At 36.0% G+C, this 12,738-nt stretch carries 12 protein-coding genes and 1 other RNA gene; 7 read left to right on the plus strand and 6 right to left on the minus strand.

Features of this window, described 5'->3' with window-relative positions; all coding sequences use genetic code 11:
• Positions 1–72: 72 nt before the first annotated feature.
• The 3 genes from BST92_RS09180 to BST92_RS09190 are packed head-to-tail and all read right to left on the minus strand — an operon-like array spanning position 73 to position 2,744.
• Positions 73–414 (minus strand): CCC motif membrane protein, encoded by a 342-nt coding sequence (locus tag BST92_RS09180; protein ID WP_105071180.1) that lies wholly within the window; start codon positions 412–414, stop codon positions 73–75.
• Positions 415–427: 13 nt separating this feature from the next.
• Positions 428–721, minus strand: a complete 294-nt coding sequence (locus BST92_RS09185; protein WP_105071181.1) for a DUF2752 domain-containing protein — start codon at positions 719–721, stop codon at positions 428–430.
• A gap of 1 nt (position 722) precedes the next feature.
• Positions 723–2,744 (minus strand): T9SS type A sorting domain-containing protein, encoded by a 2,022-nt coding sequence (locus BST92_RS09190; RefSeq protein ID WP_105071182.1) that lies wholly within the window; start codon positions 2,742–2,744, stop codon positions 723–725.
• Positions 2,745–2,861: 117 nt separating this feature from the next.
• Between BST92_RS09190 and BST92_RS09195 the strand changes: the two genes are divergently transcribed.
• Positions 2,862–3,056, plus strand: a complete 195-nt coding sequence (locus BST92_RS09195) for a hypothetical protein (RefSeq protein WP_146105137.1) — start codon at positions 2,862–2,864, stop codon at positions 3,054–3,056.
• The gene (locus tag BST92_RS09200) at positions 3,043–3,576 is read left to right on the plus strand and encodes a Smr/MutS family protein (RefSeq protein WP_170061728.1); all 534 of its coding nucleotides are present in this window, start codon (positions 3,043–3,045) and stop codon (positions 3,574–3,576) included. The genes BST92_RS09195 and BST92_RS09200 overlap by 14 nt, the downstream gene beginning before the upstream one ends.
• 5 nt (positions 3,577–3,581) lie before the next feature.
• Here BST92_RS09200 and BST92_RS09205 read toward each other — a convergent pair whose 3' ends face one another.
• The gene (locus tag BST92_RS09205) at positions 3,582–4,547 is read right to left on the minus strand and encodes a hypothetical protein (RefSeq protein ID WP_105071185.1); all 966 of its coding nucleotides are present in this window, start codon (positions 4,545–4,547) and stop codon (positions 3,582–3,584) included.
• Between BST92_RS09205 and BST92_RS09210 the strand changes: the two genes are divergently transcribed.
• Complete coding sequence (locus tag BST92_RS09210) at positions 4,546–5,697, plus strand: cysteine desulfurase family protein (protein ID WP_105071186.1); 1,152 nt, start codon at positions 4,546–4,548, stop codon at positions 5,695–5,697. The genes BST92_RS09205 and BST92_RS09210 overlap by 2 nt on opposite strands.
• A gap of 37 nt (positions 5,698–5,734) precedes the next feature.
• Here BST92_RS09210 and BST92_RS09215 read toward each other — a convergent pair whose 3' ends face one another.
• A complete protein-coding gene (locus BST92_RS09215) occupies positions 5,735–8,173 on the minus strand; it encodes a TonB-dependent receptor (RefSeq protein WP_170061779.1) in 2,439 nt (812 codons plus the stop codon).
• A 57-nt stretch (positions 8,174–8,230) separates the two neighbouring features.
• On the minus strand, positions 8,231–9,940 hold the full coding sequence (locus BST92_RS09220; protein ID WP_105071188.1) for a M23 family metallopeptidase: 1,710 nt from the start codon (positions 9,938–9,940) through the stop codon (positions 8,231–8,233).
• A gap of 131 nt (positions 9,941–10,071) precedes the next feature.
• On the opposite strand from BST92_RS09220, the gene BST92_RS09225 reads away from it, so the two are divergent.
• The 4 genes from BST92_RS09225 to rny all read left to right on the plus strand — a co-directional run bounded on the left by BST92_RS09225 (position 10,072) and on the right by rny (position 12,444).
• Complete coding sequence (locus tag BST92_RS09225) at positions 10,072–10,362, plus strand: hypothetical protein (RefSeq protein ID WP_105071189.1); 291 nt, start codon at positions 10,072–10,074, stop codon at positions 10,360–10,362.
• Entirely contained in the window at positions 10,362–10,652 is a 291-nt protein-coding gene (locus tag BST92_RS09230) for a cell division protein ZapA (RefSeq protein ID WP_105071190.1), read from the plus strand. Before BST92_RS09225 ends, BST92_RS09230 begins: the two co-directional genes overlap by 1 nt.
• A gap of 53 nt (positions 10,653–10,705) precedes the next feature.
• Positions 10,706–10,816, plus strand: a non-coding RNA gene (gene ssrS / locus BST92_RS09235) — 6S RNA.
• 44 nt (positions 10,817–10,860) lie between these two features.
• Positions 10,861–12,444, plus strand: coding sequence for a ribonuclease Y (gene rny / locus BST92_RS09240; protein ID WP_425437381.1), 1,584 nt, complete (start codon positions 10,861–10,863; stop codon positions 12,442–12,444).
• The last annotated feature ends 294 nt before the right edge of the window (positions 12,445–12,738 follow it).

A 12,738-nucleotide genomic window follows, 5' to 3' on the forward strand; every position in this document is an offset into this window, starting at 1 on the left:
TTGGTTAAAGCGTAAAAATAATAAAAAAGGGAACGCATTGCGTTCCCTTATAATATTTATAGAAAGATTGGATTAATATCCTGCATCTTCCATCATTTCTGGGTCCATACCAAATTGCTCTAGCATTTCACGTTGTTGTTGAGCTCTTTCTTCTGGAGTAGTAGAAACATAATTGTAGATACTGTATAGCGCCATAAGTCCAGCGATTACTGTTACTACTAGAGAAACAGTTTTAGCTGTTTTCATAGCTGGCCCATTAGAATATGCTTCTGGATTTGCTTCATATTCTTTAACACCTTTGTTTGCAAGGTAGAATGCTATTCCTGCTGGTATCACTCCGACACCACTGAAGCAACAGCATATAAAACCTACTACAGATAGTATGTAAACTAGGGTTGTGTTTAATTTTTGCATAATGATTGATTGGTTAAAAGATTAATTTAATGATATAGTTAATTAAAATAGTTCCTATGGTAAGTATGGCAAGCGTTAGCTTGATTTTCTCTCCATATTTTATTTTAAAGAACCAGTCAAATGTAAGAAAAACAAAAAGAAAAAACATCGGGTAAATTCCTGGATACATAAAGAATGCATCAACAACTTCGCCTTTCATTAAAAGAGAAATGGACCGCTGGATACCACATCCAGGACAGTCCATTCCAGTCATTTTTTTACTCATGCATGGTAGCATCCAGCTATCATCGGCATTTAGTATATTCATATTAGTTACTGATACTCACTTTTACAGCAGCTTCTCTTTGGTCAGCAGTAATTACTCTTACGATGTAGATTCCAGTGCTAAAGTTACTTGTTTCAAAAGAGTATGCGCTATTAGAAGTGCCTTCTTTACTAGAGATTAACTCTTTTCCAGAAAGGTCAAATAACGAGATGTTGCTTACCTCGATACCATTAGGATTGAAAATTGTTAATTCTTGACGACTATTGTTTTGAACGATATCAAATTCTTTTTCAGCGTTAACAATTTCGTCATTAGAAAGTGTTGTCGGGTCTTGGAAAATAATTTCAAAACGATCATCGATAGTTCCTGCGTTTAAAGATATAGTAGATGTACCATTCTTTAAGTCATATGTTGTGTTGGTATATTTATCATGTAAGATAATATATGGCGTGTCAAAGTTTTGTAACGCTTTGATATTGAATTCAAAAATGCTATTGTTAGCTAAATCAAAACTAAGAGGTACTTTTTTATCTGTTGAAAAAGGTATTGAGTTAATCACAAGGCCTTGATCCTCAACTTCCATATATACATCGTTGACTTGCTTATTATTAGCTATTGGGCCTTCCCATCCATAGTCTAAGTCCATAGTTGTACTTGGTTCAAATTGCAGTACTAGTTCTCTTACATACAGATCGTTAATAGCAACATTGAATCTGATTGCTGGTAGTACGTTTGCAGGCGTTCCATTAATAGGATTGTTATTATTGCTACCTGGTGCCGATGCAAAGAATGATAAATCGCCGTCACTCTCTTTATAAAAAGTACGTTGACTATTATTAAAAGTTATAGTTCCATCACCATCTCCTGCAGAGAAAGTTCCACCAGTTCCAGCAACAGGATTACCTGCGCTATTGTTAGCTAGTGTTGGGTCAGTTGATCTTGTAACCACAAAACCTTGACCTATCGCAGCATATCTTCTTCCACCAGAAGCTCCTGCTGGTGATACAAATCCGCCTGCTCCTCCTGAGATATTACCATTAGAAGGTGTTCCATCAGAATTGTAGCGACTGTATGCTGCAGATGCATAAATACCATCATCAAGATACTCACCATTACCGTCTACAGCAAAACCATTAGGTACATATGTTCCGTATCCACCTATATAGTCAGTAAGCTGATGGCTTGTACTTTTTGATTCCCAAAAGTAAATTACTGGATCAATTTGTGATAAAGAAGATGAAGGATTGGTATTGTCCTCTAAAAACTTTTTCATATCCAATGCGCTAGGATAAGGATTACCTATAATGGCTACATCATCTAATGCGATAGTCATTGAAATGTCACCGTTAAGAGGTCTTCCTCTAAAATCTATTCTCTGACCTAAAAAGCCAGTAACAGCATTTGAAACTAAGTTAGGTCCACCACCGACTTGTTCTACACCTTTCATAGTAAAAGCTATTCCAGGTTCTACATCTGCTGTAATTACTCTAGTCCAGTTACCGTAACTTCCGTTTCCACTTCCTGCTAGATCATATTTGTACAACCATCGACCTGAAATTTCTAAAGGTCTAGTCACCGTTAGTGTAGATAAATCTTGGACATCAGATCTTCCAGTAGGGTTGCCTATCCCAGTTAACGTCGCTTTTTGTGCATCGATAACCAAATTAGTTCTCAAGTCGGTATTCGGAGCAGCAGCGTCAAAACCGGTTTCAGTAAATCCAGCTTGTAATACCGGAAAGTAAATTTGTTCACTTAAGTCAAAATCTTGATTTCCTATACCTGTTGGGTTTCCTACCGGAGAAGACCAATAATTATAGGTATATTCATTTGATGTTCCTTCTTGAAATACAGATAAAATACCAGCTCCTTCATTGTCCACATTATCACTTTGAATTAATTGAGCTTCGTTTCTTAAATATAACTTTCCGTTGGTAGAAAGATTTATTTTCCCTTTTGCATACAGGTTAGTTCCTTTGGAATAAATAAAACCATCACCTACATAAACCTGAGCAGCTCCAACGCTTAAGGTAAGAATTGTAATTAAACTTAAAATAAAATTTTTCATATTAAATACTATTAACTAGCGATTACAAAATAAAAGCTTTTCAGACCTACACAGGAAAAGTTTTACGTAAATATTGATTCCTTACACTTAAATTAGATGTATGGTGTAAATTTGACGATGAATATGATAAATATAAAACAATTTAACGGAATTCTGCTTATCGCAGGTATTCTATTTTTACTGTGTTCTATGTATTTTGAGAATGGTGTTTTGTTCTTTCAAATTGCTGGAATCGTTTTGCTTATGATTGCTGCTTATCAATATAGTCGTGATAAGCAAGAAGATAATATTGATGAAAATGAGGAAATTTAAGGTAGGTGATCGGGTATTGGTATTAGACGATGAGTTTGGTGGTGTAGTCGCTTCCGCGAAAGCGAAATTAATTACCATCATTACAGATGATGATATTGAAATCGATTACCATGAATCAGAGCTTATTTTAGATCAAAGATTTAAAGTTGATCGTGTTGTTGTAAAGCAAGAGGTTGCTATTCAAAAAGGAAAAAAGCGTCAGGTTTCTCGTAAAAAAGCTAAGGAAATTCCAGCTGTAGAAATAGATCTGCACATCCATCAATTAGTAAAAAGTGAACGTGGTATGGATGCTTTTGATAAACTTAATACACAAATGGATACAGCACGATATAAGTTAGAATGGGCTCGTAAGGAACGTATTCCTAAACTTGTTTTTATACATGGTGTAGGTGAAGGTGTCCTTAAAAAAGAGCTAGAATTTCTGTTTGATCGCTATAATGATATTACTTATTATGATGCTGATTTTCAGAAATATGGTAGAGGTGCCACTGAGGTTTATATATATCAGAATCCTAAATAAAAGCTCTAAGGGACAAAATTAGGTGTGATCGTCTTTGTCACTGTTCTTACAAATGTTCCAAACTCGTAAAAAGCGATAATGATTTCTCTACTGTCGCTAGTTGCTGTTAAATTTTCTATACTAATATCTAAACTTGCCGTACTTGAGTACTCATGTGGTCTAAATGTGTCGATGGCTGGACTAGCCATTTCTGTAGAATTGATAAGATAGTAAGGTTGTAAATCTGTTCCTACTAATAGGCGGTCATTTGCAGGGCTTAAATCACGATTAAGGTCTTCTTGTATGGTAGGGATGCCATCACCATCGTCATCATTATCTAGATAATCTGGTATTCCATCACCATCTGTATCCTGACTCAAGGAAAGATCGGTAAGGTTAATCCCTTCATTAATAGTTAATACATTATCACCATCGTCATCTTCATCAATGTAATCTGGTAGACCATCCATATCTGTATCTTGCAAGGTCGCAATTCCTTCGTCAACAGCACTGATTCCGTCATTGTCTTCTTCTTCAATACTGGTTACAATATAGACGTCGCCATCTTCACCTATGAAGGTTTGTAAAGTTGTTGGGCTAGACGGAGGAATATCATTACAATAATAATCACTACCTGCTGCGTCACTAAGTTTACGGTATTCTAAATCATTAGTAGTTAAAGAATATGGACCATGTGTTGCCTCAGAACTCAAAATATCGTCTGTTGTAGACAATTGTAATGATATCGTTTCAGTATCATTAATCATATAGAAAAGATAATCTGACGTGTCCTCATCTTCTAGAATTTCACATGCTTGAACGGTGGCGCCTTCAAAGTCTAAATCATCTAGAATTAGGTCTCCATCATCACAGCCTATTAAAGCTATAGGAATTATTAGGTAAAGCAGTTTTTTCATATCTTCAAAAATAAGGATTACTATTCGAGCTTTAAAGTTAATTTTTAAGGTCATTTCTTTTACTTTTGCCGGCATGAGACAAGTATATTTAGATAGTGCCGCTACCACACAAATGAGAACTGAGGTTATTGATGAGATGACTCGAGTAATGCAAGACGTTTATGGTAATCCTAGCAGCACACATAGTTATGGCCGCAGTGCAAAATCATTAATAGAAAATGCTCGTAAAAACATCGCATCTCAACTAGGTGTCACCGCAGCAGAAATCATTTTCACATCTGGTGGTACTGAAGCAGATAATCTAGCTATTCACAGTTGTGTTCGTGATCTAGGAGTACAACGCATAATTACCACAAAAATTGAGCACCATGCTGTTCTTTATATTGTAGACTACTGTAAAGAGAAATATGGAACTCATGTTGAATATCTAGATTTACAAGATTGTGGAACGCCTAGTTATGATCACCTACAAGAGTTACTTAAAGATGAGTCTCAAAAAACTCTTGTGAGCTTGATGCATATTAATAATGAGATAGGTAACAAATTAGATATCGATCGAGTAGGGAATATGTGTAAAAAATACAATTCACTATTTCATAGTGATTGTGTGCAATCCATAGGTCATTATGAAATGGATTTCTCCACACTACCTGTTGATTTTACCGCGGTAAGCGCGCATAAATTCCATGGTCCTAAAGGTGTTGGGTTTGCTTTTATAAGAAAAGGTACTGGTTTAAAACCATTAATTTTAGGTGGTGCACAAGAACGTGGTTACCGTGCTGGTACAGAAAGTGTGCATAATATTGTAGGTATGGATAAGTCTTTATCTATGGCTTATGAAAACCTAGAAAAAGAACGCGAGTATGTTAAAGGTCTAAAAGATTATTTTAAAGCTCAGCTGTTAGAAAAAATTCCTGGAGTAAAATTTAATGGTAATTGTGGAGATCATAAAAATAGTACGTTTACTTTATTGAATGTCTGTCTTCCTTGTCCTGCAGATAAGGCAGCGATGTTACTTTTTACAATGGATTTAAAAGGTATTGCTTGTTCTAAAGGTAGTGCCTGCCAGAGTGGTTCTCAAAAAGGATCTCACGTATTAACTAATGTGCTAGCAGATGAAGACTTAAATAAACCTAGTCTGCGATTTAGTTTCTCTATCTTTAATACTAAAGAAGAGTTGGATTACGTGGTGGATGTTTTAGTAGAGTATCTAAAGTCTATTTAAAACGCTTTCGCGAAAGCGTCATTTCAAAGCTGAACTTTTATAGTCTAGCTACTAATCTTACATTAAATACTCGTGGCGTTAACTCATTAGGTATAGCAAATTGCTGCTGACTAGAAACATCACGTACCCAAATGTTAGTAATTGAGTTGCTTTCATCAAAGATGTTGTAGATCTCTGCACCTATGGTTACTTCAGTAAAATTGCTGAATAATTTACTAGACTTTTTATCGTCTTTCAATACTAAATTGATACCTATATCTGCTCTACGATAATCTTGTAAACGGAACTGAAAATCATATGGGTCTGCATAATTAGGTGATCCGCCAGGTAGGCCTGTATTATATACTAAGTTTAAATACATTTTTAAATGTGGCATGTTAGGAACATAGTCTTGAAATAAGGCCGCAAATTTTAATCGTTGATCTGTTGGTCTTGCGATATAGCCTCTGCCATTTAAATTCTCTTCAGTCTTTAAATATCCAGCACTGAACCAGCTCTCAGTACCTGGTACAAATTCACCATTAATACGCAAGTCTACACCATAAGCATAAGCAACGGCATCATTATTTGCTCTGTACCTGATGCGTACGTTTTCTAGTGTATAGGTATTTACATCTGTCAAATCTTTGTAATAAACTTCAGTTGTTAATTTAAATGGTCGTTTTTTACCATCGCTAGATATCCAGTTAAAACTCCAGTCGTTTCCTATTACAGCATGAATGGATTTTTGTGCTTTTACAGCAGGATTTACCACACCTTGCTGGTCACGTAACTCTCTATAAAATGGTGGTTGGTAATATAGTCCACCAGAAATGCGGAAGAGCATATCAGTATTATTCCAGGCTGGTTTTATAGCGAGTTGACCACGTGGCGAGACTACAGTTTGCGTTGTGCTTTCAATGCCGTCACCACTTACATTCCAGGTATGGGAACGTATCCCAGCGTTCCAAAAAACCTCTGTGTCTTTGATATAACCACGACTGCTATATTGACCAAATAATTGATAACGTGTCACTTGTACATCATTATCTGCACTAGTAGATTCAAAAGGAACGAGTGGTCCAGTAAAAGGTTCATAAGGTTGATCGTTTGCTAGGTCAGCAAATGGTGGTCTTATATTAAAACCTGCACTGTCGATCACGTTATATTCTCGTACACGATCTCTTATATCTTCTTTAGAGAATTTAATTCCCCAATCGAGGCGATCGTTTTCCTTTTTCTCACTTGGTATTTCCAGAGTTCCACGATGCTCTGCGGTCATAATAAGAGCATCTAGGTCATTACGACCATGTTCTAGCTCAGAACCTACAGATGTAACAAAATCTATTTGCCCTAAATCACTACTTCCTATATCCGTGTTTGGTCTTCCAAGACCATAGTTAGCTAAAATATCATAATGCTCTTGTTCTTGAGTATGATAAACACTAGTAATAAACCTTAGGCTTAAATTTTCGGTAGCATCATAACTAGCTTTAAGGGCTCCAAAATAGGTTTCATACTGGTCATCTTCACGACCTTCATAATTGATTATAATTCCTTGGACATCTTGTAATGTCCCAAAATTGGCTTCTCTAAGTTTCGGTTCAAATTCATAACTGTTAATCGCAATGTTACCTAGAAAGCCCAGTTCTAACTTTGAATTGATTTTATATGTCAAGTAGGTCTGTGCGTCAAAGAATCTTGGTATAGCATTAGCTTCGGTTTCTCTAGAGTTTACTAATAAGCTATTGTCTCTGTAACGCACACCTAGTATTCCTGTAAACGCTTTCGCAAAAGCGTCTCCTTCAACAAACGCGTTAACACCTAGTAAACTAGCGTCTATTCCTGCACCAAAGGCTGTAGGACGACGGTAATCAATGTCCAATACAGAACTCAGTTTATCACCATATTTAGATTGAAAACCACCAGCACTAAAATCTACACTACGCACCATGTCAGAATTTACAAAACTCAATCCTTCTTGCTGACCACTACGTATTAAGAATGGTCTATATACTTCAATCTCATTTATGTAAACCAGGTTTTCATCAAAGTTTCCACCACGAGCACGATATTGTGTGCTTAATTCATTGCTGCCGCTTACACCAGGTAATGATTTTAATATGTTCTCTACACCAGGTTGTGCTCCAGGGATTTTACGTATCACCGTTGCGCTTATAGTTGTAATTCCTTCTAAATCCTCGCGTGTAGTAGTGTTTAAAACTACTGTGTCTATGATCTCTACACTAGAAACCATCACAGGATTTAATTCATAAACCTGACGATTTTTAAGGGTTAATTCCTTTTGTCCACCTTTATAACTTATTGCAGTAAATGTGATGATTACTTTTTGATTTGCAGGCACTTTTAATTGATAGAATCCATTTTCATTAGATGCTGTACCAATTGTAGTACCTTGAATAGATACATTTACATCTTTTACAGGTTCATTAAATTCATCTAAAATTACACCTTGTATAGTGGCTTGTTGAGCCATTGTAATAAGGCTTAAAAGAAATGCAGTGAGGAAAAGATAGGTCTTCAAATGTCTTTTTTAAATCTTGCGGAAAAACGTAGCTTCAAATGTAGTGCTATTTCCTGCATTGTCAGTTACGATTACTTTAAGGTGGTTTTCACTATCAGTAACGACATTATCTGAAAAATCGTGTTTGATGATGCCGGTTTTATAGTCATACTCCATGAGGATGAATTTGCCATTGACTGTGGCGCGATATCCGTCTATGCCACTTTCTTTATCTGCAATAGATAATCTTAATTCTTTATTCTTACTAATCCATTGTTTATTTTTGAAATTAATAGGTTTAATGCTAGGTTTTTTATCATCCTTAGTAATAGCATAAGTACCCATTATTTTACTGTAAGCAATCAGTTTGTTGCCATTGCGTTTTGTGTTAACGTGATATGCTGCGCCCCATGAGGTGATACGAGCAATATAGTACTGGTCTAGATTATCTCCAACTTTTGAGCTTATGTCGTATTCTAAGATAAAGTTTTTATGTAGAGGCACCACATCTCTATGTACAGTGATGGTGTCTAAGTTTTCTTTAATTTCTAGTAGTTGATCCTCATATAAAGCTCCTTTAGGAATTGTGAGGTTAAAGTTTCCCATTTTGCGATTAAAACTTGCAGAATGACTCACGTATTCAAGACCATCATTGTCAGGTGCAAGTAAGTCGGTAGGTGGTTCATCGTTGAAAATGTCTACAACTATTCTACTAGTGTTGCCTTGATAGTCCTTGATTTCAATTTGATAATTACTGTTTGATCCAGGATCATAAAGCGATAGTTTTCCATCGTTAATAGAGTTGCCATAAAGACTTAATGGACTGCCAGATGGTATGAATAACTTTGAGATACGGCTTTTGTTTTCTTTAAAGAATCCATAATCAATCATTTGGTTCAAGTATCTAGTCTCGCTAAAAGCGTATGTGTCAAAACATATTTCAAAATTAGGAGTGCCGTTGAAACTAGTATTGATTTGATATACTCCGTTTTGATTATTTCCGCCATTTTGACGATCGCTGGTATTTACACCTATGCCTATAGTACCATAAGCGTTTAGTTTTTCAGTTTTAAAACCTCCGTTTTTTAAAGGAATAAGTCTTAAAAGGGCAGGCTCATTTTTTCCGTTAATAGTAGCATTTTCATCTAGTGGATAAGCCATAACCTGTTTAACTAGAGGTTTTTTTGTGTCTGGAACTTGAATTCCCATCATCATAGGGTTAATGGGTCTAGCGGCACTATCTCTAATTTCAAAATGTAAGTGTGGTCCACCGCTACCACCACTATTACCGCTATATGCGATGACCTCGCCTTGATCGACTCTTAATTCTAGATCACTAGGGAAAAGTTGGATTTCATAAGTTTCATTTTCATATTGTCTTTTTTTAAGATACTCTTCAATACGAGGTGATAACCTGTCTAAGTGTGCATAAACACTAGTGTATCCATTGGGATGTGTAATGTAGATCGCCTTACCGTATCCATAGCGTTCAATTTTGATACGACTTACATAACCAGATGCGGTAGCATAAACTTTTAAACCAGTGCGCTGGTTAGTTTTAATATCTAAACCACTATGAAAGTGGTTAGAACGCAGTTCTCCAAAAGTTCCAGACAATTTTAATTCAATATCCAATGGATTTTTAAAATAACCTTCGGGAATGTTTTTTTGGATTTGGCTTGCGCCAAAATGAGATGCGACAAGCAAAGAGAAGAAGAAAAATATTTTTTTATGTAACATAGGCTAAATATAATAGGCTTACGCCAACTTGCAAAGAGATTTCTTACTGGTCTTTCAAACTTTGTTCCAATAATGTTTGATAAGTCTCGCGGTAATCCTAATTTTGTAAGAACAGTATAAAATTTGCTCAAGTGCCTACACTTTCTTCCCAAATAGCAACCATAGAGCTTAAAATCAAGGCTTTAATTGAAGAAAATGCGCGATTGAAGACGCAAAATGAACAGCAAATGACAGCGATGTCGTTGCTAGAAAACGATAATAAAGAGCTCGTTGAGGCGTTAAAAGTAAGTGAAGAGAGAATTGTGGCCCTAAAAACCGCAAATGCTATGCTGGGTAGTGACGATTATAAAACAAAAACCAAGCTCAAAATAAACGCACTGATTCGTGAACTCGATCAGTGTATAGATCAAATAGCTTCATAGTGGCAGATAAACTAAAAATAAAGATTTCAATTGCAGATCGTGTTTATCCACTGACCATAGATCCTTCTCGTGAAGAAGGTTTGCGTAAAGCAGCAAAAAATATTGAGGCGATGATTAAACAGCTTGAAAGCAGTTATGCAGTAAGGGATAAGCAAGACGTTCTAGCAATGTGTGCTCTTCAATTTGCTGCAAAAGCTGAACAAATAAATATAGATAGTAGTGAAGATGTAGCCCAGGCACAAGAACAGTTAGAAGTCTTGAACCAGCTATTATCACAACAATTATCTTAGTCGTTCTTTAAACATAAACAGTTACTACCTGCACTTGTTACATTTTTTGGTGAACTCAACACATAATTCTTTAAAAAAGGTGAGTCGTGGTTGTAAAAGCAAGCCGGACATATGGGCCGGATCCTTGATCAACCAGTTAACCTTAAACTTTATTTAAGGAGTTCATTCAAAACACAACTTGTGCAGGTTTTTTTATATATAATAACCAATGGAAACATCAGTAATGACACCAATCATATATGCTATCGTAGCATTAATAGTAGGTCTAGCAATAGGCTACTTCATAGCAAAATCTATCGTTGAAAAAGGCAAAGCCTCTCAACTTATAGCCGATGCACAAAAGGAGGCAAAGTCTTTAATTAAAGAAGCCCAAGTAGAAGGCGAAAAAATTAAAAACGAAAAAACCTTCAAAGCAAAAGAAAAGTTTATTGAACTTAAATCGCAACATGAAAAAGAAATCATGAACCGCGAAAAAAAGATGAGTGATGCTGAAAAGCGTACTAGAGATAAAGAATCTAAAGTGTCTAGTGAACTTGCTAAAACTAAGCAATTAGAACAAAAATTGTCTAGTAAGATTGAAGAGCTAGACTCAAAAAGAGATTCCATATTAAAAAAGCAAGCCGAAGTTGAAAAGATGCACGAGTCACAAGTGAAACAGCTTGAAGTGATCAGTGGGATGTCTGGAGAAGATGCTAAAAAACAATTAGTTGAATCTTTAAAAGATAAGGCAAAGACAGAAGCGATGAGTATTGTACAAAGTACTATCGAAGAAGCAAAACTAACGGCAACGCAAGAGGCTCGCAAAGTAATTATCAATACTATTCAACGTATTGGGACTGAAGAAGCTGTAGAAAATTGTGTGTCTGTTTTTAATCTTGAATCAGATGATGTCAAAGGGCGTATCATAGGACGTGAAGGTCGTAATATTAGAGCCATTGAAGCAGCCACCGGTGTTGAGATTATAGTGGATGACACTCCAGACGCAATTATTCTTTCTTGTTTTGATTCTGTACGTAGAGAGGTGGCGCGTTTATCACTACATAAGTTAGTGACTGATGGACGTATTCACCCAGCAAGAATTGAAGAAGTAGTTGCAAAGACTAGAAAACAAATTGACCAAGAAATTGCTGAGGTTGGAAAGCGCACAGTAATCGATCTAGGGATACATGGTCTGCATCCAGAATTAATTAAGATGGTAGGTAGAATGAAGTATCGTTCTTCTTATGGTCAGAATTTATTACAGCACAGTAGAGAAGTAGCAAAACTATGTGGTACCATGGCAGCAGAATTAGGACTGAATCCTAAACTTGCAAAACGTGCCGGACTGTTGCATGATATAGGTAAGGTGCCAGAAACTGAAGATGAAACTCCTCACGCAATCTTAGGTATGAACCTAGCTGAAAAGCATGGTGAAAAGCCTGAAGTTTGTAATGCAATAGGTGCTCACCATGATGAAATTGAGATGACATCATTACTTTCTCCTATCGTACAGGTATGTGATGCTATAAGCGGTGCGCGTCCAGGAGCTAGACGCCAGGTGCTAGATTCATATATACAACGACTAAAAGATCTTGAAGAAATTGCATTTGGATTTAATGGAGTAGAAAAAGCATATGCTATACAAGCAGGTCGTGAATTACGTGTCATTGTAGAAAGTGAAAAAGTAAGCGATGATAAAGCGGCGCAATTATCTTTTGAAATCTCACAAAAAATACAGACGGATATGACCTATCCTGGTCAGGTTAAAGTTACTGTGATAAGGGAAACTAGAGCTGTTAATATAGCTAAGTAGACTGGTTATGTTTTCTTAAACTAAAAAGAGCGCTGCATCATGCAGCGCTCTTTTATTATAAAGTAAAACTCTAGTCGCCCCTACACGTCTAGAGTTTTCTTATTGATCACCTTTTTACAGGTGCTCATTTGCATAATAATTAGTGATTTGATTTAAAATAAATCTCTCACAGCTTTTTAATTAATGCGTACTTAAAAAGTTTTGCTTAATTACTACGGTATAAAGTTAAGAAAAACTAGCTCAAAAAAATACCCTTTATAGGGTATTTTTTTTGTAACAAGTTTATTTACATTA

It is taken from the genome of Nonlabens arenilitoris, assembly GCF_002954765.1.
GTDB lineage: Bacteria > Bacteroidota > Bacteroidia > Flavobacteriales > Flavobacteriaceae > Nonlabens > Nonlabens arenilitoris.

Excerpts from the sequence above, each read along its gene's own strand:
- BST92_RS09180 (WP_105071180.1), bottom strand. The coding sequence starts at position 414 with ATGCAAAAATTAAACACAACCCTAGTTTACATACTATCTGTAGTAGGT.
- BST92_RS09185 (WP_105071181.1), bottom strand. The coding sequence starts at position 721 with ATGAATATACTAAATGCCGATGATAGCTGGATGCTACCATGCATGAGT.
- BST92_RS09190 (WP_105071182.1), bottom strand. The coding sequence starts at position 2,744 with ATGAAAAATTTTATTTTAAGTTTAATTACAATTCTTACCTTAAGCGTT.
- BST92_RS09195 (WP_146105137.1), top strand. The coding sequence starts at position 2,862 with ATGAATATGATAAATATAAAACAATTTAACGGAATTCTGCTTATCGCA.
- BST92_RS09200 (WP_170061728.1), top strand. The coding sequence starts at position 3,043 with ATGAGGAAATTTAAGGTAGGTGATCGGGTATTGGTATTAGACGATGAG.
- BST92_RS09210 (WP_105071186.1), top strand. The coding sequence starts at position 4,546 with ATGAGACAAGTATATTTAGATAGTGCCGCTACCACACAAATGAGAACT.
- BST92_RS09205 (WP_105071185.1), bottom strand. The coding sequence starts at position 4,547 with ATGCCGGCAAAAGTAAAAGAAATGACCTTAAAAATTAACTTTAAAGCT.
- BST92_RS09215 (WP_170061779.1), bottom strand. The coding sequence starts at position 8,173 with ATGGCTCAACAAGCCACTATACAAGGTGTAATTTTAGATGAATTTAAT.
- BST92_RS09220 (WP_105071188.1), bottom strand. The coding sequence starts at position 9,940 with ATGTTACATAAAAAAATATTTTTCTTCTTCTCTTTGCTTGTCGCATCT.
- rny (WP_425437381.1), top strand. The coding sequence starts at position 10,861 with ATGGAAACATCAGTAATGACACCAATCATATATGCTATCGTAGCATTA.